We start from the raw sequence: 22,662 nt of genomic DNA on the forward strand, positions 1-22,662 counted from the left end.
GGAGGCCAGCATGTCTTTCGCCGTGATCCAGATGGTCAGCCAGGACGATATCGCCGCCAACCTGATGCAGGCCCGTCGCCTGCTCGAAGAAGCGGCCTCCAGCGGCGCGCGCCTGGCGGTGCTGCCGGAAAACTTCTCGGCCCTCGGGCGGCGCGATGCCGCCGACCTGGGGCGTCTGGAAGCCAGTGGTCAGGGCCCTGTGCTGCCCTGGTTGAAACGCACGGCACGTGACCTCAACTTATGGATAGTGGCCGGCACCCTGCCGTTGCCGCCGGCCAGCCAGCCCCGTGGCAAACCACGCGCCTGCTCGCTGCTGCTCGACGATCAGGGGCAAACCGTCGCCCGTTACGACAAGCTGCACCTGTTCGACGTGGATGTCAGCGACAGCCGTGGCAGTTATCGCGAGTCGGACGATTACGCCCACGGTGAACAACTGGTGGTCGCCGATACACCCGTTGGGCGTCTGGGTTTGACCGTATGCTATGACCTGCGCTTTCCTGAACTCTATGGGGCCCTGCGTGAAGCGGGTGCCGAGCTGATCAGTGCGCCGTCGGCGTTCACCCGGGTCACAGGTGCCGCCCACTGGGATGTACTGATCCGCGCACGTGCAATCGAAACCCAGTGCTACCTGCTGGCGGCAGCTCAGGGCGGCGTTCATCCTGGCGGTCGGGAAACCTATGGCCACGCGGCCATCATCGACCCCTGGGGACGCAAGCTGGCGGAACGGGCGGATGGCGAGGCTGCGTTGCTGGCCGAGCGCGATATCACCGAGCAGGCCGCTATCCGCGAGCGCATGCCGGTAGTGCGACACAAACGATTTTTCGCTGCGGCGCAGCCGCGGCAGCCTGATGTGGAGACGTTATGAGCGACATGTTGTTGACCGTCAGCGAGCAGATGCTGAGCCCTGGCGGGCTGACCCTGGAGCATTTGCCGGGGGTGCTCGGCGAACTGGCCGGCCCTGGCATCGATGCCGCCGACCTGTACTTCCAGACCCAGGTGTCCGAAACCTGGGTGCTGGAAGATGGCATCGTCAAGGAGGGCAGTTTCAATCTCGATCAGGGCGTCGGCGTGCGCGCCCAGTCCGGCGAGAAGACCGGCTTTGCCTATAGCAATGCGATCACCCCCGATGCCTTGAGCCAGGCCGCCCGCGCGGCCCGTTCCATTGCCCGCGCCGGGCAACAGGGCCGCGTGCAGGCCTTTGCCGCGACCCAGGTAACGCCGTTGTACGCGCCGGAGAACCCGCTGGATGTCCTGGACCGCGCTCAGAAGGTGGAGCTGCTCAAGCGTGTCGATGTGGCTACCCGTACGCTGGACCCGCGTATCAAACAGGTGACGGTGAGCCTCGCCGGTGTCTGGGATCGCATTCTGGTCGCCGCTACCGACGGCAGCCTGGGCGCCGACATTCGCCCGTTGGTGCGTTTCAACGTCAGCGTGATCGTCGAGCAGAACGGTCGTCGCGAGCGTGGCGGGCATGGCGGCGGCGGGCGAACGGACTATAGCTATTTCCTCAATGAGGACCGTGCCATGGGCTACGCCCGTGAAGCGCTGCGTCAGGCGTTGGTCAACCTCGAAGCGGTTGCCGCTCCGGCTGGCAACTTGCCGGTGGTGATGGGCGCCGGCTGGTCCGGCGTACTGCTGCACGAGGCGGTCGGCCACGGTCTGGAGGGGGACTTCAACCGCAAGGGCAGCTCCAACTACAGCGGCAAGATCGGCCAGCAGGTGGCTTCCAAGCTGTGCACCATCGTCGATGACGGCACCCTGGCGCAGCGCCGCGGCTCATTGAGCATGGACGACGAAGGCACGCCTACCCAGTGCACCACGCTGATCGAGAACGGTGTGCTCAAGGGCTACATGCAGGACAAGCTCAATGCTCGACTGATGGGTGTGGCACGTACCGGCAACGGCCGTCGCGAGTCCTATGCGCACCTGCCGATGCCTCGCATGACCAATACCTACATGCTGGCCGGCGAGAGCGACCCCGAGGAGATCATCCGTTCGGTGAAGAAGGGCATCTATTGCGCCAACCTGGGCGGTGGTCAGGTCGACATCACCAGCGGCAAGTTCGTGTTCTCGACCAGCGAGGCGTACCTGATCGAGGACGGCAAGATTACCGCTCCGGTCAAGGGTGCGACCCTGATTGGCAACGGCCCGGAAGCCATGAGCAAGGTGTCCATGGTCGGCAACGACCTGGCGCTCGACAGTGGCGTCGGTACCTGTGGCAAGGACGGCCAGTCGGTACCGGTTGGCGTGGGCCAGCCGACGCTGAAGATCGATGCGATCACGGTCGGCGGAACCGGCGCGTGAAACCGCTACCGGCCTCGAGCCACGCTGCGCGATATCCAGCGCTCGTGGCTTGCGGCGTGTGGCCTGCTGCTGTCTTAACGCAGCCCGCGCTGGGTTTCGTCGAGATCGCGGATGTACTTGAAGATCTTGCGTGACGAGGCGGGAGCCTTTTCCTGAGCCGCTTCATGCTGGGCATGGCGGATCAGCGCACGCAGGTGTTGGCGGTCGGCTTCGGGGTACTCGACGACGAATTTTTCGAGCACTTCGTCGTTGCCGGCGATCAGACGATCACGCCAGCGTTCGAGGTTGTGGAAGCGCTCGTTGTACTGGCGCGTGGAGGCGTCCAGCTGATCGAGGAGCGTCAGGATCGCTTCGATGTCCTGATCGCGCATCAGCTTGCCGATGAACTGCATGTGGCGTTTTTTTGCCGCATTGGCGGTGTGCTTTGGCGATTCTTCCAGAGCACGGCGCAGGCCATCGGTAAGCGGTAGCTTGTTCTGCAGATCAGGCTTGAGGCCTGCCAGACGCTGGCCTAGCTCCTGTAACGCGTGGAACTCACGCTTGACCTGGGTTTTGCTCTTCTCGCCGGAGAAGTCGTCGAGGTAATCAGACATTTTGCGGTGATCCAATGGGAAACGCCGCCATGATAGCAGCAAGTTTCTTGCCGTATGCGCGACCAGAGTCGTTGCCGCTGCGGCTATCGTTCAGGAGTCGTTATGAGTGAAGTGGAAGTAGTCGGGCCGGGTGCACTACCGGGCCTTCAGGCGCAGGTCGAACAGATTCTCGCCGAGGCGAAGAAGCAGGGCGCAAGTGCCTGCGAAGTGGCGGTATCGGTGGAGCAGGGGCTGTCCACCAGCGTGCGCCAGCGTGAGGTGGAAACCGTCGAGTTCAATCGCGATCAGGGCTTCGGCATCACCCTTTACCTCGGCCAGCGCAAGGGCTCGGCCAGCACCTCGGCCACCGGCGAGGCAGCGATCCGCGAAACCGTGGCGGCGGCCCTGGCCATCGCCAGGCATGCATCCGAAGACGAGAGCGCCGGTCTTGCCGACGCTGCGCTGATGGCTCGCGATCTGCCGCAGCTGGATCTGTACCACGCCTGGGACATCACGCCGGAGCAAGCGATCGAGCGTGCGCTGGTCTGCGAAGCGGCGGCATTCGACGCCGATCCACGCATTCGCAATGCCGATGGCACCAGCCTGGGAACTCACCAGGGTTGCCGTGTATACGGCAACAGCCACGGCTTCATCGGCGGCTACGCCAGCACCCGGCATAGCCTCAGTTGCGTGATGATCGCCGAAAGCGACGGGCAGATGCAGCGCGACTACTGGTATGACGTGAACCGTCAGGGCGAGCTGCTCGCCGATGCCGCGAGCATCGGGCGTCGCGCCGCCCAGCGAGCGGTCAGCCGCCTCGGTGCCCGCCCGGTGCCAACCTGCGAAGTGCCCGTGCTGTTCTCCGCGGAACTGGCCACCGGCCTGTTCGGCAGCTTTCTCGGGGCGATCTCCGGCGGCGCACTGTATCGCAAGTCATCGTTCCTCGAAGGAACCCTGGGCGAGCAACTGTTTCCCTCCTGGCTGAACCTCGACGAGCGCCCGCACATTCCCCGTGCCATGGGCAGTGCGGCATTCGACGGCGATGGCCTGGCCACCTATGCGAAACCTTTCGTGGAGGGCGGCAGGCTGGTCTCCTACATTCTGGGCACCTACGCCGGGCGCAAACTGGGTATGCCCAGCACCGCCAACGCCGGAGGGGTACACAACCTGTTCGTCAGCCATGGCGATGAAGATCAGCAGGCGCTGATCAAGCGCATGGGCCGTGGGCTGCTGGTCACCGAGTTGATGGGCCACGGTCTGAACATGGTCACCGGCGACTACTCCCGCGGCGCGGGCGGCTACTGGGTGGAGAATGGCGAGATCCAGTTCGCCGTGCAGGAGGTGACCATTGCCGGCAACCTGCGTGACATGCTCAAGCAGATCGTCGCGGTCGGCAGCGATCTGGAGCTGCGCAGCAATATCCGTACGGGCTCGGTGCTTATCGAGAAGATGACCGTCGCGGGCAGTTGATTCGAGTGGGCGCTGCAGGCGCCCGATCGTCGAGGCGCTGACGTTTTCGTTGCCACTCCTGAAAACGTCAGCGGACTCTGGCTAGCCACGCAATGTGGTGGTGCCCGTCTTTTCACTCCGTTTCCCGAATACTGAACGCAGATGGCGGCGTATTGCCGGCCGTTCGGCCATTTTCTCTTTCTGCATCTTTGCCATTGGGCGCAGCCGCGATGCTGCGCGGCGAGACCAATGGCGCTTCACATCAATTCGGTATTGATTATTCTTTCTATATAGGAATTAATATTATTAGCTTTTAAAAGGTGAGCCATGAGATTTCGCTCGAGCAATACGCCCTGTCTGGATTGTTGGTACTGGCTGGGTTTTCGGATCCGTTGCGGGCTGCTTCCCGATGAACCAAGGCTGCTCGAGTTGCACTGGGCACAGGGGCGACAACTGGTCGAGCATGGCCGCCTGTGCCCCTGGCGGATGTCGCTGACCACCCTGAATCTGCTCATGGATACCGCCTGCGATACGGCGCTGCCCTGGCACTGGCGCAGTGTCTGCCTCGATCACGCCTACCGCTCCCTCTACGCGCTGCAGCACCTGGCGACCAATCGCGATCAGCAACACAGTCTGAATCGCGTTCGCAACCGTCTGGCCACCTTGCGCATGCAGCCCTCTCTTTCGATGTCCGAATTGGCAGAAGGAAATCCCTATGAGTAACACCCGGATAGAACGCGACAGCATGGGCGAACTGGCCGTCCCCGCCGAGGCCCTCTACGGTGCCCAGACCCAGCGTGCGGTCAACAATTTCCCGGTATCGGGGCTGGCCATGCCCAAGGCGTTCATTCGTGCGCTGGTACTGGCCAAGGCCGCCGCTGCCCGCGCCAACGTGGATCTGGAGCAGATCCTGCCTGCCCAGGGCGATGCCATCGTTTCAGCGTGCCAGCAACTGCTGGCCGAGGATTTCATGCGTCACTTCCCGGTGGATGTGTTCCAGACCGGTTCCGGCACCAGCTCCAACATGAATGCCAACGAAGTGATCGCCACCCTGGCCACGGGCATTCTCGGCGAGCCGGTGAACCCCAACGATCACGTCAACTGCGGTCAGAGCAGCAACGACATCATCCCCACCACCATCCATGTCAGTGCCGCCATCGAGGTCAGCGAGAATCTGCTGCCGGCGCTCGGTCACCTGCTCAAGGTGCTCTGCGAGAAGTCTCTCGAGGTGCAACCCTTCGTGAAGACCGGTCGTACGCACCTGATGGATGCCATGCCGGTGCGCATGAGCCAGGTGCTCGATGGCTGGGCGCAGCAAATCCAGGGCAATATCCAGCTGCTCACCAGCCTGCTGCCCGCCCTCCAGGCCCTGGCCCAGGGGGGTACAGCGGTCGGTACCGGCATCAACGCGCATCCGCGATTTTCCGAACTATTCTGTCAGGAGCTCAATGCGCTGACAGGTCGGCAATTCACCCCCGGCACCAACTTCTTCGCGCTGATCGGCTCTCAGGACACCGCGGTGGCGCTGTCCGGGCAACTGAAGACCACGGCAGTGTCGCTGATGAAGATCGCCAACGACCTTCGCTGGATGAACTCCGGCCCACTGGCCGGCCTCAGTGAGATCGAACTCGAAGCGCTGCAGCCTGGTTCCTCGATCATGCCGGGCAAGGTCAATCCGGTGATCCCGGAAGCCACCGCCATGGTCGCGGCTCAGGTCATCGGCAATGACACCACCATCGCGGTGGCGGGGCAGTCCGGGAATTTCGAGCTGAACGTGATGTTGCCGGTGATCGCTCACAATCTGCTCGGCAGCATCGAGTTGCTGGCCAATGCCAGCCGCCTGCTGGCGGATCGTGCCATCGCCAGCTTCAAGGTCAACGAGCCGAAGCTCAAGGAAGCACTGGGCCGCAACCCGATTCTGGTAACGGCGCTGAACCCGCTGATCGGTTATCAGAAGGCGGCGGAAATCGCCAAGAAGGCGTATCGCGAAGGTCGGCCGATCATCGACGTGGCCGAGGAAATGACCGATCTGGGGCGTGCCGAACTGGAGCAGTTGCTCAACCCGGAACGCCTTACCGAAGGTGGTCTGTAATCGTTGAAACCGCCGCGCAGGTCATCTGGCCTGCGCATTTTCGTCTCAGGGCGAGGAGGCAATCCATGGAGCAGTGGAAGCGACTCATCCAGGCGGGTAACCGCTACTTCGCCGAGGGTTCCTGGGTCGAGGCGCGGGAACAGTATCTGCAAGCGCTGGCGCTTGCTCAAGTGCTGTTCGAGCGCTGGCGGGATGCCGATGCTGCGGTGGCGGCTTTCGTCGTTTCTCAGCACAACCTGGCCGATCTGCAACTGATGATCGGTCATCCGGAAGGCTCCGCGGAGCACCTCTGTGCCTGCCATGAACACCTGTTGCGCTGCATGGACAGTGAGCATCTGTCGCCGTCCTTGCGCCAGGCCGCACTCAATCACAGCGGCCGAACCTACACCAGTCTGTTGAACTTTGTCGCCGAGCACGGGGCCTACCCCCGTACGGATCGATTGTTGGGCGCCCATGCGCCTGGCGATGTTTCACCGGCAGAACGCCCAGCGTCTGTCGTTCGTCAGTACCATTAGAGGAGTGAAAACCATGCCGTATAGCCTGCCTGCTCTGCCTTACGCCTACGATGCCCTGGAGCCGCACATCGATGCGCAAACCATGGAAATCCATCACAGCAAGCACCACCAGACCTACGTCAACAACCTCAACGCTGCCCTGGAAGGCAACTCGCTCGGCGAGCTGCCGGTCGAAGAGCTGCTGACTCGCCTCAAGGACGTGCCGGAAGACAAGCGCGCTGCGGTGATCAACAACGGTGGTGGACATGCCAACCACTCGCTGTTCTGGACCGTGATGAGCACCAGCGGTGGTGGCGAGCCTCAAGGCGAACTGAAAACCGCCATCGACAGCCAGCTGGGTGGTCTGGAGGCTTTCAAGGAAGCCTTCACCAAAGCCGCACTGACCCGCTTCGGCAGTGGCTGGGCCTGGCTCAGCGTGACGCCGCAGAAGAAACTGGTGGTCGAGAGCACCGGTAACCAGGACAGCCCGCTGATGAACGGCAACACGCCGATCCTCGGTCTGGACGTGTGGGAGCATGCCTACTACCTGCGTTATCAGAACCGTCGTCCCGAATACATCGGTGCGTTCTACAACGTCATCGATTGGGCCGAAGTCGCACGCCGCTATCAGGCCGCTCTGGCCTGATCGCATGCCCATGAGCCCACATCGAGTGTGCCTATGAGCCCGCTGCACGAGTTGATTGCGGCCAATGGCCGCTCCTTTCGCTATGCACTGGGCCTGATGCTGCTCGTTGGCGGCGGGACCATTCTCGCCCTCAAGGTCTGGAGTGGTTTGCAGAGCCGGCTTTCGCCGGCTCTGTGGTATGCCTGGCAAGGTGGCATGCTGTGCGCTCTTGGCACGGCTCTGGGCGCCTTGCCGGTCATTTTCATGCGCAGCATTTCGGCACGTTCGTACACGGCCATGCTGGGTTTGGGCGGGGGCATGATGCTCGCTGCCAGTCTTTTCTCACTACTGCCGCCGGCTTTTCAGCTGGCTGACGAGCAGGGCCTGACCAGCAGTCGGGGCTCATTGCTGGTCGCCGCGGCAGTGGTACTGGGTGCTGGCGCCTTATGGGTGCTGGGCCACGGGTTGTCCCGTACATCGCGAGCGCGGGTAAATCAGGGCGTCGGGTCGAGCGTCTGGCTGTTCGTCATCGCCATCGTGTTGCACAACGTGCCGGAGGGCATGGCGGTCGGCGTGGCGGCTGCAGCCAATCTGGCGAATGCCGACGGTTTGACGCTGGGGATTGCGTTGCAGGACGTGCCCGAGGGGCTGATCATTGCCTTGGTGCTGGCCGGGGCGGGCATGTCGCTCTACAAGGCGGTCTTCTGCGGTGCGGCGTCCGGGTTGGTAGAGCCGCTGTTCGCCGTGCTTTCGGCCTGGCTGGCCGGTGCGTCGCTGCAGCTGCTGCCCTGGGGGCTGGCGATGGCCGCGGGAGCGATGCTCTTCGTGGTGCTGCGCGAGATCATTCCCAAGCTGTATCGGCGCGCTGACGTGCCGCCGGCCTCGCTGGGGTTCGCATCGGGGTTCGTGCTGATGCTGGTTCTGGGCAATGCCCTGAGCGTCTGAGAGCGGTTACTCGCCTTCGTCGAAGTAGTTGTTGATCAAGTCGATCAGCGCCTGCAGGGCCTCCTCTTCCCGTTCGCCCTCGGTCGCCAGATGTACGGTGGTGCCCTTGCCGGCGGCGAGCATCATCACCGCCATGATGCTCTTGCCTTCCACCAGGCTGTCGACGCTGCGCCCGATTTTCACCTGGCAGGGAAAGCGCCCTGCGACTCCGACGAACTTGGCGGCGGCACGCGCATGCAGGCCGAGTTTGTTGATGATGGTGATTTCACGGGCGGGCATCGCGGCAATTCCTTAACTGAGGTCGCGGTGGCGGATCTGAACGTTCTTCAGCAGCGGTTTGAGGGCGTGGCCCAGGCGGTTGGCGAGATACACCGAACGATGATGGCCACCGGTGCAGCCAATCGCAACGGTGACGTAGGAGCGATTGCTGGCAGCGAAGCGCGGCAGCCATTTGTGCAGGTAGGCGAAGATGTCCTGGTACATGTCCTGGACGTCCTCCTGGGCTGCGAGGTATTCCTCCACCGGCTGTTCGAGGCCCGTGAAGTCACGCAGCTCGGGCTTCCAGTAGGGGTTGGGCAGGCAGCGCACGTCGAACACCAGATCCGCATCCACTGGCATCCCCCGTTTGAAACCGAAGGACTCGATCAGGTAGGCGGTGCCCGGCTCCGGCTGGTTGAGCAGGCGCAGCTTGAGGGTGTCGCGCAGTTGGTAGAGATTCAGGTGAGTGGTGTCGATCTTGAGGTCGGCACGGTCGATGATCGGGCTCAGCAGCTTGGTCTCGTCGACCATGGCCTCGGCCAGCGAGCGCTGGTCGTTGGTCAGCGGATGACGCCTGCGCGTCTCCGAAAAGCGCTTGAGCAGCGTTTCTTCGCTGGCATCCAGGTACAGGACATCGCAGCGGATATTGCGGCCGCGCACTTCGTCGAGCAGTTCGGAGAAACGCTTGAGCTGGCTGGGCAGGTTGCGTGCGTCTATCGACACCGCGACTTGCGGGTGCAACAGCTCGGTGTGCAGCAACGCCCGTTCGGCCAGCTCGGGAAGCAGGCCGGCAGGCAGATTGTCGATGCAATAGAAGCCGTTGTCCTCGAGCACGTCGAGAGCGGTGCTCTTGCCCGAGCCGGAACGGCCGCTGACGATGATCAGGCGCATGGGCTCATCCTGTGTAGGGCTATTGGCCGTTCTGCACGTTCACTACGGTCTGGTACAGCGATTGACTGTCCTGAGCCTGGCGCAGTCGCTCGCGAACGTCCTCGCGGTCGAACATGCTGGCGATCTGGCGCAGCAGTTCCAGGTGCTCATCGGTCGCTGCTTCGGGAACCAGCAGCACGAACAGCAAATCGACAGGGGCGCCATCGATTGCGTCGAAATCCACCGCGGCGTCGAGTTTCAGCAGCGCACTGATCGGTGAGCTGCACCCGGGCAAGCGGCAATGAGGAATGGCGATGCCATTGCCGAAACCGGTCGAGCCGAGTTTCTCCCGGGCGATCAGGCTTTCATAGATGGTCTGGCCATCGAGATCGGGCAGGTCGCGCGCGATCACGGCAGCTATCTGTTCGAGTACACGCTTTTTACTGCCGCCCGGCACGTTCACGAGGGAACGGCCGGGGGTCAGGATATTTTCAAGTCGGATCATAGGAGAAGGACGAGGTCAGCGGGCCATTGCGCCCTGCTGGCGGTCGAGCTGTTTTTCCTTGTGCTTGATGAGTTGGCGGTCAAGTTTGTCGGTCAGTAGATCGATGGCGGCGTACATGTCTTCATGCTCGGCATTGGCCACCACTTCGCCTCCGGCGATGTGCAAGGTGGCTTCGACTTTCTGCTTGAGCTTCTCGACCTCCAGGATGACCTGCACATTGGTGATCTTGTCGAAGTGCCGCTCGAGACGTCCGAGCTTTTCCTCGATGTAGCTGCGTAGTGCGTCTGTCACATCCAGCTGGTGCCCACTGATGTTGACTTGCATACCGCTTCTCCTTGTTGCCGTGTGTGAGTGGCAGGCTATACACCTGCCGCAGGAACACTGGGGCTCTACTACAAGGCCGCTCACATCAGTCGTTTGCGTTCGCTCGAAGGCGCTATACCGAGCGATTCACGGTACTTGGCGACTGTGCGGCGCGCCACTTGAATGCCCTGTGCTTCCAGTAAACCAGCGATCTTGCTATCGCTCAATGGCTTTTTCGCATTTTCCGCGGCGACCAGTTTCTTGATGATCGCGCGGATCGCGGTGGACGAACATTCGCCGCCTTCGGAGGTGCTGACGTGGCTGGAGAAGAAGTATTTCAGCTCGTAAATGCCACGCGGTGTATGCATGTACTTCTGGGTGGTGACGCGTGAGATGGTCGATTCGTGCATGCCCACCGCTTCGGCGATGTCGTGCAGTACCAACGGCTTCATGGCTTCGTCGCCGTAGTCGAGGAAGCCGCGCTGGTGTTCGACGATCTGCGTCGCGACCTTCATCAGGGTTTCGTTGCGGCTCTGCAGGCTCTTGATGAACCAGCGTGCTTCCTGCAACTGATTGCGCATGAAGGTGTTGTCGGCGCTGGAGTCGGCGCGCTTCACGAAGCCTGCGTACTGCGCGTTGACGCGCAGGCGAGGCATGGCCTCCTGGTTGAGTTCCACCAGCCAGCGATCGTTGTGCTTGCGCACGATCACGTCAGGCACCACGTACTCGGGCTCGCTCGATTCGATCTGCGAACCGGGGCGCGGGTTGAGGCTCTGAATCAGCTCGATGACCGGGCGCAGCTCGTCTTCCTTGAGCTTCATGCGGCGCATCAGCTGGCTGTAGTCGCGGCTGCCGAGCAGGTCGAGGTAGTCACTGGTGAGGCGCTGGGCCTCGCTCAGCCAGGGGGTATTGGCCGGCAGTTGGCGCAGTTGCAGAAGCAGGCACTCGCGCAGGTCGCGGGCGGCGATGCCGGAAGGCTCGAACTGCTGGATGCGGTGCAGCACGGCTTCGACTTCATCGAGCTCGACATCGAGTTCGGGGTCGAAGGCGTCGGTGATTTCTTCGAGGGTTTCCTCGAGGTAGCCCTGACCATTGATGCAGTCGATCAGCGTCACTGCGATGAGGCGGTCCTTGTCGGACATAGGTGCCAGGTTGAGTTGCCAGAGCATGTGACTCTGCAGGCTCTCGCCGGCAGAGGTGCGAGTGGTGAAGTCCCACTCGTCGTCATCATTGCTTGGCAGGCTGCTGGCGCTGGTCTGATAGACGTCTTCCCAGGCCGTGTCGACCGGCAGTTCGCTGGGGATTCGCTCGCCCCATTCGCCTTCTTCCAGATTGTCGACGGTCTGGGTGTTTTCCTGGAAAGTTGGTTCCTGAAATTTCTCTTCCTGAGCGGCCGCCGTGGGTGCGCTTTCCGCGCCGTCGGCCATGGGGTCCGAATTGTCGAAGTCGTCGCCTTCTTCCTGACGCTCGAGCATCGGGTTCGACTCCAGTGCCTCCTGGATCTCCTGTTGCAGATCCAGCGTGGACAGTTGGAGCAGGCGAATGGCTTGTTGCAGCTGCGGTGTCATCGTCAGCTGCTGGCCCATTTTCAGGACTAGCGATGGTTTCATTGCAGACCTTATCTGGCGTCTGTGCGCGATCCACGACAGGGCGCCAAAGCGCCACTAGGAAGCAAATTATATGCCTGAATCCGAGTGCTTTGCCTAGAGCCCGTTACCATTTCATTACGACCCTGTCGTGGGTAGCGGGCGCTGGGCGTTCATCGGCGGGAAATTCGTTACAGGCGGAATTCGTGGCCCAGATAGACTTCCTTGACCACCTGGTTGGCCAGGATCGCAGCGGAATCGCCTTCGGCGATCAGTTGACCATCGCTGACGATGTAGGCGGTTTCGCAGATATCCAGGGTTTCGCGCACGTTGTGGTCGGTGATCAGCACGCCAATGCCTTTGGCCTTGAGGTGGTGAATGATTTGCTTGATGTCACCGACCGAGATCGGGTCGACGCCGGCGAAGGGCTCATCGAGAAGGATGAATTTCGGCGAGGTGGCGAGGGCGCGGGCGATTTCGACGCGGCGGCGTTCGCCACCCGAGAGGCTCATGCCCAGGTTGTCGCGGATGTGCGTGATGTGGAATTCCTGCAGCAGGCTTTCCAGCTCCTGCAGACGCTGCGCACGGTTGAGGTCCTTGCGCGTTTCCAGGATCGCCATGATGTTGTCGGAGACGCTCAGCTTGCGAAAGATCGAGGCTTCCTGAGGCAGGTAGCCGATACCGGCGCGAGCACGGCCATGCATGGGTTGGTGGCTGACGTCGAGATCGTCGATCAGCACGCGGCCCTGATCGGCCTGAACCAGGCCGACGATCATGTAGAAGCAGGTGGTTTTGCCGGCGCCGTTGGGGCCGAGCAGGCCGACGATCTGCCCGCTTTCGATGCTCAGGCTGACGTCGCGAACGACCTGGCGACCCTTGTAGCTTTTTGCCAGATGCTGGGCTTTCAGTGTTGCCATCGTTATTGGCCCTGCTCGGCGGCGGGTTTCTTCTGCGGCTGAATCACCATGTCGATGCGCGGGCGCGGGGTCGACACGTTGGTGCCCGTGGCGCGACCGGCATTGACGATCTGACGCTGGGTGTCATAGACGATCTTCTCGCCTTCGAAGGTGTTGCCTTCCTGAACCACCTTGGCCTGGTCGATCAGCACGATGCGTTCATTGGCCGCGAAGTATTGGATGGTCAGGCCGTAGGCCTTGACGATCTGCTTGTCGGCAGACGGCTTCTGCTCGTAGTAGGCCGGTTTGCCCACCGAGGTGAACACGTCGATATCGCCCTGTGCATTCTGGGTGATGGTGACGGTGTCGCCAGTGATTTTCAGGGTGCCCTGAGTGATGACGACATCGCCGCGGTACACCGCCACGCCTTGCTTGTCGTCCAGCTCAGCACTGTCGGCCTGCACGCGGATCGGTTGATCGCGGTCGCTCGGCAGAGCCCAGGCGCTTGCGCTTCCGAGCGTGGCGCCGAGGCTGAGAAGTAGGGGGAGGGTTTTAACGAACCTCATGCTGGCCTCTTACGTTGGACTGCAGGAGCATCCTGCCGTCATTCAAGTACGCTTTCATTCCTTGTGCCGTGGTCACCCCGTTGGCCGCGTCGATTCTAACGGCTTGCTGGGTCTGCGCATATTCCTTCTGTGGGAATACGGTCAGGCGGCTGGTGGTGAGTATAGTGGGGCGGCCTTTTTCGTCCGTGCGCTCCACGCGCACCTGATCGATCAATTCGACCTCTTCGCCATCCGGGCCTACCTCGCCACGGGCGCTGCGCACCTTCCAGGGAAGTTCGGTGCCGCGGAACAGATTCATGCGCGGCTCGGTCAGCAGGGTGACGTCGGTGCTCTGCACGTGCTCCAGGCGGTCGCTGGTCATGTCGCTCTGCACCTTGCCGTCGGGCAGGTATTGCACGCTGCGGGCATTCACGGCGTAGAAGTCGATCGGATTGTCCGGCCCGCTCTGCTGTGGCGCGCTGGAGAAACTGTCTGGATTGATGTTCCAGTACCCGGCGGCCACCAGCAGCAGTGCACCGAAGGTCAGCAGGACGGGAGTGATGAATTTGCGCAGCATCGGCAGGCCCTAAAGGTAGGCGGACTGGGCGGCTTCGAGAGTGCCCTGGCCGCGCATGATCAGTTCGCAGAATTCGCGGGCCGCACCTTCGCCGCCACGCGCTTCGGTGACGCCGTGGGCGTGCTCGCGCACGAAGCCGTTGGCGCTGGCTACCGCCATGCCCAGGCCGACACGGCGAATCACCGGCAGGTCCGGCAGGTCATCGCCCAGGTAGGCCACCTGTTCGTAGCTCAGGCCCAGTTCGGCGAGCAGCTCGTCGAGCACGTCGAGTTTGTCTTCACGGCCCTGATACAAGTGCTGGATGCCCAGGTTCTGAGCGCGGCGCTCGACCACCGGGGTCTTGCGACCGCTGATGATTGCGGTGCGCACGCCGGAATTGATCAGCATCTTGATGCCCTGGCCGTCCAGGGTATTGAAGGTCTTGAACTCGCTGCCGTCGACCAGAAAGTACAGCTTGCCGTCGGTAAGCACGCCGTCGACGTCGAAGATCGCCAGTTTGATGGCGCGAGCGCGCTGCAGAAGGTCGTTCATCACATGACCCCCGCGCGCAACAGGTCACCAAGGTTGAAGGCGCCTACCGGGTAACCACTGGTGTCGATCACCACCAGCGCGCTGATCTTGTTGTCTTCCATTATCTTCAGGGCCTCGGCAGCGAGCATATCGGCCCGAGCGGTCTTGCCGTGCGGGGTCATGACATCGTCGATGCGCGCATCACGTACATCGATGCCTTTGTCCAGGGCGCGGCGCAGGTCACCGTCGGTGAAGATTCCGGCCAGACGACCGTCGTTTTCAAGGACCGCGGTCATGCCCAGGCCTTTCTGGGTCATTTCCAGCAATGCATCACGCAGGCTGGTGCCGCGTTTGACCTGCGGCAGGCTCTCGCCCGCGTGCATGACGTTCTCGACCTTGAGCAGCAGGCGGCGACCCAGGGCACCGCCCGGATGGGAGAAGGCGAAGTCTTCGGCGGTGAAGCCGCGGGCCTCTAGCAGCGCGATGGCCAGGGCGTCGCCAAGTACCAGCGAGGCGGTGGTGGAAGAGGTCGGCGCCAGGTTGAGTGGGCAGGCTTCCTTGGCTACGCGGGTGTCGAGGTTGACTTCGGCAGCCTTGGACAGCGGCGACTCCGGGTTGCCGGTCATGCTGATCAGGGTAATGCCGAGGCGCTTGATCAGCGGCAGCAGTGTGACGATTTCGGCCGTGGAGCCCGAGTTGGACAGCGCGAGCACGACGTCGTCACGGGTGATCATGCCCATGTCGCCGTGGCTGGCTTCGGCAGGGTGCACGAAAAATGCGGTGGTACCGGTGCTGGCCAGGGTGGCGGCGATCTTGTTGCCGATATGCCCTGATTTGCCCATGCCGACCACGACCACGCGGCCCTTGCTGGCGAGAATCAGCTCGCATGCCTTGACGAAATCGGCGTCGATACGAGGCAGCAGCTCTTGCACCGCCTCGATCTCGAGGCGGATGGTGCGCTGTGCGGAATCAATCAGGTCGCGGGTCTGGTTCATGCTCTGCTTGGGCTGCTGTACGAAAAAGACAGGGATTATAGCGGGAAAGACTACAGGACTCATCATTCATGGCGCTGCGCAAAAGTGGCAAAGCTGTCACAAGCCTGAACGTCGGTCTTGCTCGGCTTTGGCGGCCATTGGCGCGAATGCTATAGTCCGCTGCCATTTTTGGCCCGCATGGCCGATCGCCGTGCCCTTATTCCGATGCTGGGCGTCTGATTAGGAAGGCAGTACGCAATGGAGTTCCGATGAGCGCCGAAAATCAGTACGCGGTCGAGTTGAAAAACGTCAGTTTTCAACGCGGCGAGCGGCACATCTTCAAGAACGTCGACATATGCATACCGCGGGGCAAGGTCACCGGGATCATGGGCCCCTCCGGGTGCGGCAAGACCACCTTGTTGCGGCTGATAGCCGCCGAGCTGCGCCCGAGCGCGGGTCAGATACACGTCAACGGCCTGAATCTGCCCGACCTGTCGCGCAGCGAGCTGTTCGACATGCGCAAGCAGATGGGCGTGCTGTTTCAGAGTGGCGCGTTGTTCACCGACCTCGACGTGTTCGAGAACGTGGCGTTCCCGTTGCGGGTGCATACCCAGCTCCCCGAAGAAATGATTCGTGACATTGTCCTGATGAAACTGCAGGCAGTCGGCTTGCGTGGTGCCATCGAATTGATGCCCGATGAGCTGTCCGGCGGTATGAAGCGGCGCGTCGCGCTGGCCCGGGCGATTGCCCTGGATCCGCAGATTCTGATGTACGACGAGCCGTTCGTCGGCCAGGACCCGATCGCCATGGGCGTGCTGGTGCGCCTGATCCGTCTGCTCAACGATGCCCTGGGTATCACCAGCATCGTGGTCTCCCACGATCTGGCGGAAACCGCGAGCATCGCCGACTACATCTATGTGGTCGGTGACAGTCAGGTGCTGGGGCAGGGAACGCCTGCCGAGTTGCGCGACTCCGAGAATCCACGGGTGCGCCAATTCATGCAGGGCACGCCAGACGGGCCGGTCCCGTTTCATTTTCAAGCGCCGAGCTACCACGACGATTTACTGGGGGGGCGCTGATGCGCAGGACATCTACACTCGAACGCGTACGCCTGTTCGGGCGTGCGGGTATCGACGTGGTCGCCTCGCTGGGGCGTTCGACGATCTTTCTGCTGCGCGCGCTGTTCGGTCGCGGTACGTCGGGCAACTCGCTGCAACTGCTGATCAAGCAGCTGTATTCGGTGGGCGTGCTGTCGCTCGCGATCATCGTGGTTTCCGGCCTGTTCATCGGCATGGTGCTTTCTCTGCAGGGGTTCAGCATTCTCGCCAAGTACGGGTCCGAGCAGGCGGTCGGGCAGATGGTCGCCCTGACTCTGCTGCGTGAGCTGGGGCCGGTGGTCACTGCGTTGCTGTTCGCCGGTCGAGCCGGTTCCGCGCTGACCGCCGAGATCGGCAACATGAAATCCACCGAGCAGCTATCGAGCCTGGCGATGATTGGTGTCGACCCGCTCAAGCACATCGTCGCACCGCGACTGTGGGCGGGCTTCATCTCCATGCCGCTGCTGACCATGATTTTCAGCGTGGTCGGTATCTGGGGCGGGGCGATGGTCGCCGTCGACTGGCTGGGCGTCTACGAAGGCTCGTTCTGGGCCAATATGCAAAACAGTGTTTCGTTCCGCGAAGACGTGCTCAACGGGATAATCAAAAGCCTGGTCTTCGCCTTCGTCGTTACCTGGATCGCGGTGTTCCAGGGCTACGACTGCGAGCCCACCTCCGAAGGTATCAGCCGCGCCACCACCCGTACGGTGGTGTATGCCTCGCTGGCCGTATTGGGGCTGGATTTCATTCTGACCGCTTTGATGTTTGGAGATTTCTGATGCAAAACCGCACGATGGAAATCGGTGTCGGCCTGTTTCTCCTGGCCGGCCTGCTGGCCCTGCTGCTGCTGGCTCTGCGTGTCAGCGGCCTGGCGCCTGGCAACGCCGTCGACACCTACAAGGTCTACGCGCACTTCGACAACATTGCCGGCCTCACCATGCGCGCCAAGGTGACCATGGCGGGGGTGAGCATCGGTCGGGTGACGGCGATCGATCTGGATCGTGACAGCTACACCGGGCGCGTAACGATGGAACTAGACGGCAGTGTCGACAATCTTCCGGTGGACTCCACCGCGTCGATCCTGACTGCAGGGCTGCTCGGTGAAAAGTACGTGGGGATCAGCGTCGGTGGCGATGAAGAGCTGCTGGCCGACGGCGGAACCATCCATGACACCCAGTCTTCTCTGGTGCTCGAAGACCTGATTGGCAAATTCCTGCTCAATTCGGTCAATAGGGATCAGGACAGCCAATGAGGTACCCGATGATGATCAAGACCGTGCGCAACAGCCTTGTCGCTCTGCTGGCCGCACTGCCGTTGCTGGCAGTGGCCGCGCCTGCCGCCCATGAAGTGGTGCAGCAGACCACCGAGACCCTGCTGGCCGATCTCAAGGCCAACAAGGAGCAGTACCGCAGCAATCCCGACGCGTTCTACAACTCGCTCAACGAGATCCTGGGGCCGGTGGTCGATGTCGATGGCGTCGCCCGCAGCGTGATGACGGTGCGCTACTCGCGTGAGGCCACACCCGAGCAGATGACCCGTTTCCAGGAGAGCTTCAAGCGCAGCCTGATGCAGTTCTATGGCAACGCGCTGCTCGAGTACAACAACCAGGACATCCGTGTGCTGCCTGCTTCCGGCAAGCAGGACCCGCAGCGCACCTCGGTCAACATGGAGATTCGCGATGGCAAGGGCACGGTCTATCCGCTGTCGTACACCATGGTCGCCATGGACGGGACCTGGAAGCTGCGTAATGTGGTGATCAACGGCATCAACGTCGGCAAGCTGTTCCGTGACCAGTTCGCCCAGTCGATGCAGAACAACCGCAACGATCTGGACAAGGTCATCGACAGCTGGGCCGATACCGTCGCCCGCGCACGCCAGGCCCGGGGGGCATCGTGAGTTCAGCGGCTATCTTCGAGCAGGCGCCAGGCGTTCTGGCGCTTTCCGGCATCCTCGATTATCAGAGTGGTCCGGCCCTGCGCGAGCAGGGTGGCCGGCTGATCCAGGCCACCCAGGCGCCCGCCTGCGTGATCGACTGCGCGGCGGTTGAGAAGTCCAGCAGCGTCGGGCTTTCCCTGCTGCTCTGCTACACCCGCGATGCCCGAGCTGCCGGCAAGACACTGAGCATTCGCGGTCTGCCCAGGGACATGGCCGGGATCGCCAAGGTGTGCGAGCTTCAGCACGTACTGCCCCTGGAGGCCTGAAGGCACTCTGCGAGCGGCGGCGATGAGCTTCTCGCGGTGGCGTTCGATACCGGGAATTTCTCGTCAGATTTTTTGGTATGATGCTCGCCCCATGTCTACAGGCTCGTGCCGAATGCGGCTGGTGGATCGTGAAGCCAGCATCGTTGCTTCCCGACCTTTCCCGCACTTGCAGCACAGACGCTTGTACACAGATGTCGCCATGCGACGTTCACGCTTATTGAATACGTTGATCGAGGTTGAGCATGCAGGCCCTTGAGGTAAAAAGTTTCTTGGAGACCAAACTGCCGGACGTTCAGGTAGAGGTCGACGGCGAAGGCTGCAACTTCCAACTCAACCTGATCAGCGACGAGCTGGCCGGCCTCAGCCCGGTCAAGCGTCAGCAGCAAATCTACGCTCACCTCAATCCCTGGATCGCCGATGGCAGCATCCACGCCGTGAGCATGAAATTCTTCAGCCGTGCCGATTGGGCCGCGCGTTCCTGAGACGACGAGTTAGCTATGGATAAATTAAGCATTACTGGCGGCGTGCGTCTCGACGGTGAGATCCGCATTTCCGGTGCAAAGAACTCCGCACTGCCGATCCTGGCTGCGACCCTGCTCGGCAGCGCGCCGGTGACCATCTGCAACCTGCCGCACCTGCATGACATCACCACGATGATCGAGCTGTTCGGACGCATGGGTATCGAGCCGATCATCGACGAGAAACTCAGCGTCGAAGTCGATGCGCGCACCATGAAGACCCTGGTCGCGCCCTACGAGCTGGTGAAGACCATGCGCGCTTCGATTCTGGTACTCGGCCCCATGGTCGCCCGTTTCGGTGAGGCCGAAGTGGCGCTGCCTGGCGGTTGCGCCATTGGCTCGCGTCCGGTCGACCTGCACATCCGTGGTCTGGAAGCGATGGGCGCGATCATCGATGTCGAAGGCGGTTACATCAAGGCCAAGGCGCCTGAAGGCGGCCTGCGTGGCGCGCACTTCTTCTTCGATATGGTCAGTGTGACCGGCACCGAGAACATTCTGATGGCCGCCACCCTGGCCAAAGGGCGCACGGTGCTGGAAAACGCCGCTCGCGAACCGGAAGTGGTCGATCTGGCCAACTGCCTGATCGCCATGGGCGCGAAGATTCAAGGTGCCGGTACCGACACCATCACCATCGACGGCGTTGAAAGCCTGCATGGCGCGCGCTTCAACGTGATGCCCGACCGTATCGAAACCGGTACCTACCTGGTGGCCGCTGCCGCCACCGGTGGCCGCGTCAAGGTCAAGGATGCCGACCCGAGCACCCTGGAGGCCGTGCTGGCCAAGCTGCAGGAAGCCGGCGCCGAAATCACTACCGGGCCCGACTGGATCGAGCTGGACATGAAGGGCAAGCGACCGAAGGCCGTGAGCCTGCGTACCGCTCCCTATCCGGCGTTCCCGACCGACATGCAGGCGCAGTTCATTGCCCTCAATGCCATTGCCGAGGGCTCTGGCACGGTGATCGAGACGATTTTCGAAAACCGCTTCATGCACGTGTACGAAATGAGCCGCATGGGCGCGCAGATCCAGGTCGAAGGCAACACGGCCATCGTCACCGGTACCGCGCAGCTCAAGGGTGCTCCCGTAATGGCCACCGACCTGCGCGCTTCGGCGAGCCTGGTCATCGCCGCGCTGGTCGCCCAGGGCGACACGGTGATCGATCGCATCTACCACATCGACCGTGGCTACGAATGCATCGAAGAGAAACTGCAATTGCTGGGGGCGAAGATTCGCCGCGTGCCGGGCTGACCACATGCTGACCATTGCCCTGTCGAAAGGCCGTATTCTCGATGACACCCTGCCGCTGCTCGCGGCGGCAGGCATCGTGCCGACCGAGAATCCGGACAAGAGCCGCAAGCTGATCATCCCGACCACCCAGGACGACGTACGTCTGCTGATCGTCCGTGCCACTGACGTGCCGACCTACGTCGAGCATGGTGCTGCCGACCTCGGTGTCGCTGGCAAGGACGTGTTGCTCGAGTACGGTGGCCAGGGGCTCTACGAGCCACTGGACCTGCGTATCGCTCGTTGCAAGCTGATGACCGCCGGTGCCGTGGGTGCGGCCGAACCCAAGGGCCGCCTGCGCGTTGCCACCAAGTTCGTCAACGTCGCCAAGCGCTACTATGCCGAGCAAGGCCGGCAGGTCGACATCATCAAACTGTACGGTTCCATGGAACTGGCGCCGCTGGTTGGCCTGGCCGACAAGATCATCGATGTGGTCGACACCGGTAACACCCTGCGTGCCAACGGTCTGGAAGCTCAGGAACTGATCGCCCACATCAGCTCGCGTCTGATCGTCAACAAGGCCTCCATGAAAATGCAGCATGGCCGCATCCAGGCCCTGATCGACACGCTGCGTGAAGCGGTCGAGACGCATCATCCGCATTGATCCTCTCCCGCGCGGCCTTCGGGCTGCGCAGTGCCTATCCGTGTCATAGCCAAATTCTCAGGTGCCCGCACGGTGGGCTTGCTACTCTAGCGGCGCCTGAGAACACGCCATCCAGATGAGGCTTTCGCTATGACCGCTCCAGTTGCCATTCGCCGACTCAACGCTGCCGACCCGGATTTCGCTCATCATCTGGATCATCTGCTGAGCTGGGAAAGCGTCTCGGACGACGGCGTCAATCAGCGCGTGCTGGATATCATCAAGGCCGTGCGTGAGCGTGGCGATGCTGCGCTGGTCGAGTTCACCCAGCGTTTCGATGCCCTTGAAGTCGCCTCCATGGCTGACCTGATTCTGCCGCGCGAGCGTCTGGAACTGGCGCTGACGCGCATTACCGCGGAGCAGCGCCAGGCGTTGGAAATCGCCGCCGAGCGGGTACGCAGCTACCACGAAAAGCAGAAGCAGGATTCCTGGACCTACACCGAAGCCGACGGCACGGTGCTGGGCCAGAAGGTCACGCCGCTGGATCGTGCAGGGCTGTACGTGCCGGGCGGCAAGGCATCCTACCCGTCGTCGGTACTGATGAATGCCATTCCGGCCAAGGTCGCCGGAGTACCCGAGGTCGTGATGGTGGTGCCAACGCCCCGTGGCGAGATCAACGAAATCGTTCTGGCTGCCGCGGCGATTGCCGGGGTCGACCGGGTCTTCACCATCGGGGGGGCACAGGCTGTCGCAGCGCTGGCCTATGGCACCGAGAGCGTACCGCCGGTGGACAAGATCGTCGGCCCGGGCAACATCTATGTGGCCACTGCCAAACGTCATGTATTCGGCAAGGTCGGTATCGACATGATCGCCGGGCCGTCGGAAATCCTCGTCGTGTGCGACGGCCAGACCGACCCGGACTGGATCGCCATGGACCTGTTCTCCCAGGCCGAGCACGACGAAGACGCGCAGTCGATTCTGGTCAGCCCGGATGCGGCGTTCCTCGACAAGGTTGCCGAGAGCATCGCCCGCCTGCTGCCGAGCCTGGAGCGGGAGGCGATTGCGCGAACTTCAATCGAAGGTCGCGGCGCGCTGATCCTGGTCGCGGACATGGGCCAGGCCATCGAGGTGGCCAACCGCATCGCGCCAGAACACCTGGAACTCTCGGTCGAGAACCCGGAGCAGTATCTGCCAGAGATTCGCCATGCTGGCGCCATCTTCATGGGCCGTTACACCGCCGAAGCACTGGGCGATTACTGTGCGGGGCCGAACCACGTATTGCCTACATCGGGCACTGCGCGTTTCTCGTCGCCGCTGGGGGTCTACGACTTCCAGAAGCGTTCGTCGATCATCCACTGTTCGGCCGAAGGTGCGTCCGAGCTCGGCAAGGTGGCCTCGGTGCTGGCCCGTGGCGAGTCGCTGACCGCCCATGCCCGCAGTGCCGAGTACCGCATCAAGAACTGACCCAACGACCCAACCG

The 22,662-nt window shown here is 62.3% G+C and carries 28 protein-coding genes; 17 read left to right on the plus strand and 11 right to left on the minus strand.

The features are described 5' to 3' along the window. Window positions 1-10: 10 nt before the first annotated feature. Window positions 11-865, plus strand: a complete 855-nt coding sequence (locus tag FHR27_RS25580) for a carbon-nitrogen hydrolase family protein (RefSeq protein WP_179539913.1) — start codon at window positions 11-13, stop codon at window positions 863-865. Then, a complete protein-coding gene (tldD, locus tag FHR27_RS25585) occupies window positions 862-2,304 on the plus strand; it encodes a metalloprotease TldD (protein ID WP_179539914.1) in 1,443 nt (480 codons plus the stop codon). The genes FHR27_RS25580 and tldD overlap by 4 nt, the downstream gene beginning before the upstream one ends. 74 nt (window positions 2,305-2,378) lie before the next feature. Here the strand turns inward: tldD and yjgA are convergent, their stop codons facing one another. Then, window positions 2,379-2,897, minus strand: coding sequence for a ribosome biogenesis factor YjgA (gene yjgA / locus FHR27_RS25590; protein WP_042554799.1), 519 nt, complete (start codon window positions 2,895-2,897; stop codon window positions 2,379-2,381). Between the two features lie 102 nt (window positions 2,898-2,999). Here yjgA and pmbA point away from each other — a divergent pair, with 102 nt between their 5' ends. The 6 genes from pmbA to FHR27_RS25620 all read left to right on the plus strand — a co-directional run bounded on the left by pmbA (window position 3,000) and on the right by FHR27_RS25620 (window position 8,481). Continuing rightward, window positions 3,000-4,346 carry a metalloprotease PmbA gene (pmbA, locus tag FHR27_RS25595; protein WP_042554800.1) on the plus strand — a complete coding sequence of 449 codons (1,347 nt, stop codon included), beginning with the start codon at window positions 3,000-3,002 and terminating at the stop codon, window positions 4,344-4,346. A 306-nt stretch (window positions 4,347-4,652) separates the two neighbouring features. Further along, window positions 4,653-5,048 carry a FagA protein gene (locus FHR27_RS27065; protein WP_231570190.1) on the plus strand — a complete coding sequence of 132 codons (396 nt, stop codon included), beginning with the start codon at window positions 4,653-4,655 and terminating at the stop codon, window positions 5,046-5,048. Continuing rightward, on the plus strand, window positions 5,041-6,417 hold the full coding sequence (locus FHR27_RS25605; protein WP_042554802.1) for a class II fumarate hydratase: 1,377 nt from the start codon (window positions 5,041-5,043) through the stop codon (window positions 6,415-6,417). Before FHR27_RS27065 ends, FHR27_RS25605 begins: the two co-directional genes overlap by 8 nt. Before the next feature lie 65 nt (window positions 6,418-6,482). Next, complete coding sequence (locus FHR27_RS25610) at window positions 6,483-6,932, plus strand: hypothetical protein (RefSeq protein WP_179539915.1); 450 nt, start codon at window positions 6,483-6,485, stop codon at window positions 6,930-6,932. 13 nt (window positions 6,933-6,945) lie between these two features. Next, window positions 6,946-7,557: a superoxide dismutase gene (locus tag FHR27_RS25615; protein WP_042554804.1), complete on the plus strand. Its 612-nt coding sequence runs from the start codon at window positions 6,946-6,948 to the stop codon at window positions 7,555-7,557. A 33-nt stretch (window positions 7,558-7,590) separates the two neighbouring features. Next, window positions 7,591-8,481 carry a ZIP family metal transporter gene (locus tag FHR27_RS25620; protein ID WP_179539916.1) on the plus strand — a complete coding sequence of 297 codons (891 nt, stop codon included), beginning with the start codon at window positions 7,591-7,593 and terminating at the stop codon, window positions 8,479-8,481. A 6-nt stretch (window positions 8,482-8,487) separates the two neighbouring features. Here the strand turns inward: FHR27_RS25620 and FHR27_RS25625 are convergent, their stop codons facing one another. The 10 genes from FHR27_RS25625 to FHR27_RS25670 form a co-directional block, all read right to left on the minus strand. After that, window positions 8,488-8,760 (minus strand): HPr family phosphocarrier protein, encoded by a 273-nt coding sequence (locus FHR27_RS25625; RefSeq protein WP_179539917.1) that lies wholly within the window; start codon window positions 8,758-8,760, stop codon window positions 8,488-8,490. A 12-nt stretch (window positions 8,761-8,772) separates the two neighbouring features. Further along, complete coding sequence (rapZ, locus tag FHR27_RS25630; protein ID WP_042554807.1) at window positions 8,773-9,630, minus strand: RNase adapter RapZ; 858 nt, start codon at window positions 9,628-9,630, stop codon at window positions 8,773-8,775. Between the two features lie 19 nt (window positions 9,631-9,649). Continuing rightward, complete coding sequence (gene ptsN / locus FHR27_RS25635; protein WP_042554808.1) at window positions 9,650-10,114, minus strand: PTS IIA-like nitrogen regulatory protein PtsN; 465 nt, start codon at window positions 10,112-10,114, stop codon at window positions 9,650-9,652. Window positions 10,115-10,129: 15 nt separating this feature from the next. Further along, window positions 10,130-10,438, minus strand: a complete 309-nt coding sequence (hpf, locus tag FHR27_RS25640) for a ribosome hibernation-promoting factor, HPF/YfiA family (protein ID WP_042554809.1) — start codon at window positions 10,436-10,438, stop codon at window positions 10,130-10,132. A gap of 80 nt (window positions 10,439-10,518) precedes the next feature. Beyond that, the gene (locus FHR27_RS25645) at window positions 10,519-12,027 is read right to left on the minus strand and encodes an RNA polymerase factor sigma-54 (RefSeq protein ID WP_042554810.1); all 1,509 of its coding nucleotides are present in this window, start codon (window positions 12,025-12,027) and stop codon (window positions 10,519-10,521) included. A 167-nt stretch (window positions 12,028-12,194) separates the two neighbouring features. Next, on the minus strand, window positions 12,195-12,920 hold the full coding sequence (lptB, locus tag FHR27_RS25650) for an LPS export ABC transporter ATP-binding protein (RefSeq protein ID WP_042554811.1): 726 nt from the start codon (window positions 12,918-12,920) through the stop codon (window positions 12,195-12,197). 2 nt (window positions 12,921-12,922) lie between these two features. Continuing rightward, the gene (lptA, locus tag FHR27_RS25655) at window positions 12,923-13,465 is read right to left on the minus strand and encodes a lipopolysaccharide transport periplasmic protein LptA (protein ID WP_042554812.1); all 543 of its coding nucleotides are present in this window, start codon (window positions 13,463-13,465) and stop codon (window positions 12,923-12,925) included. Next, a complete protein-coding gene (gene lptC, locus FHR27_RS25660) occupies window positions 13,452-14,021 on the minus strand; it encodes an LPS export ABC transporter periplasmic protein LptC (RefSeq protein WP_042554813.1) in 570 nt (189 codons plus the stop codon). The genes lptA and lptC overlap by 14 nt, the downstream gene beginning before the upstream one ends. Window positions 14,022-14,030: 9 nt before the next feature. After that, window positions 14,031-14,552: a KdsC family phosphatase gene (locus FHR27_RS25665; protein WP_042554814.1), complete on the minus strand. Its 522-nt coding sequence runs from the start codon at window positions 14,550-14,552 to the stop codon at window positions 14,031-14,033. Continuing rightward, entirely contained in the window at window positions 14,552-15,526 is a 975-nt protein-coding gene (locus tag FHR27_RS25670) for a KpsF/GutQ family sugar-phosphate isomerase (protein ID WP_042554815.1), read from the minus strand. Before FHR27_RS25670 ends, FHR27_RS25665 begins: the two co-directional genes overlap by 1 nt. A gap of 248 nt (window positions 15,527-15,774) precedes the next feature. Between FHR27_RS25670 and FHR27_RS25675 the strand changes: the two genes are divergently transcribed. From FHR27_RS25675 to hisD, 9 genes are all read left to right on the plus strand, one after another. After that, window positions 15,775-16,584, plus strand: a complete 810-nt coding sequence (locus FHR27_RS25675) for an ATP-binding cassette domain-containing protein (RefSeq protein ID WP_042554816.1) — start codon at window positions 15,775-15,777, stop codon at window positions 16,582-16,584. After that, entirely contained in the window at window positions 16,584-17,381 is a 798-nt protein-coding gene (gene mlaE / locus FHR27_RS25680; RefSeq protein ID WP_042554817.1) for a lipid asymmetry maintenance ABC transporter permease subunit MlaE, read from the plus strand. Before FHR27_RS25675 ends, mlaE begins: the two co-directional genes overlap by 1 nt. Then, entirely contained in the window at window positions 17,381-17,854 is a 474-nt protein-coding gene (gene mlaD, locus FHR27_RS25685; RefSeq protein WP_042554818.1) for an outer membrane lipid asymmetry maintenance protein MlaD, read from the plus strand. Before mlaE ends, mlaD begins: the two co-directional genes overlap by 1 nt. A gap of 11 nt (window positions 17,855-17,865) precedes the next feature. Further along, window positions 17,866-18,498: an MlaC/ttg2D family ABC transporter substrate-binding protein gene (locus tag FHR27_RS25690; protein ID WP_042554982.1), complete on the plus strand. Its 633-nt coding sequence runs from the start codon at window positions 17,866-17,868 to the stop codon at window positions 18,496-18,498. Further along, complete coding sequence (locus tag FHR27_RS25695) at window positions 18,495-18,803, plus strand: STAS domain-containing protein (RefSeq protein ID WP_042554819.1); 309 nt, start codon at window positions 18,495-18,497, stop codon at window positions 18,801-18,803. The genes FHR27_RS25690 and FHR27_RS25695 overlap by 4 nt, the downstream gene beginning before the upstream one ends. Window positions 18,804-19,045: 242 nt before the next feature. Then, complete coding sequence (locus tag FHR27_RS25700) at window positions 19,046-19,285, plus strand: BolA family protein (RefSeq protein WP_027909990.1); 240 nt, start codon at window positions 19,046-19,048, stop codon at window positions 19,283-19,285. Between the two features lie 15 nt (window positions 19,286-19,300). Then, window positions 19,301-20,566 carry a UDP-N-acetylglucosamine 1-carboxyvinyltransferase gene (murA, locus tag FHR27_RS25705; protein WP_042554820.1) on the plus strand — a complete coding sequence of 422 codons (1,266 nt, stop codon included), beginning with the start codon at window positions 19,301-19,303 and terminating at the stop codon, window positions 20,564-20,566. Between the two features lie 4 nt (window positions 20,567-20,570). Beyond that, on the plus strand, window positions 20,571-21,206 hold the full coding sequence (hisG, locus tag FHR27_RS25710) for an ATP phosphoribosyltransferase (RefSeq protein WP_042554821.1): 636 nt from the start codon (window positions 20,571-20,573) through the stop codon (window positions 21,204-21,206). Window positions 21,207-21,335: 129 nt separating this feature from the next. Beyond that, a complete protein-coding gene (gene hisD, locus FHR27_RS25715) occupies window positions 21,336-22,646 on the plus strand; it encodes a histidinol dehydrogenase (protein WP_042554822.1) in 1,311 nt (436 codons plus the stop codon). Window positions 22,647-22,662: the final 16 nt, after the last annotated feature.

Origin of the sequence: Pseudomonas flavescens (assembly GCF_013408425.1) — a bacterium.
Lineage (GTDB): Bacteria > Pseudomonadota > Gammaproteobacteria > Pseudomonadales > Pseudomonadaceae > Aquipseudomonas > Aquipseudomonas fulva_A.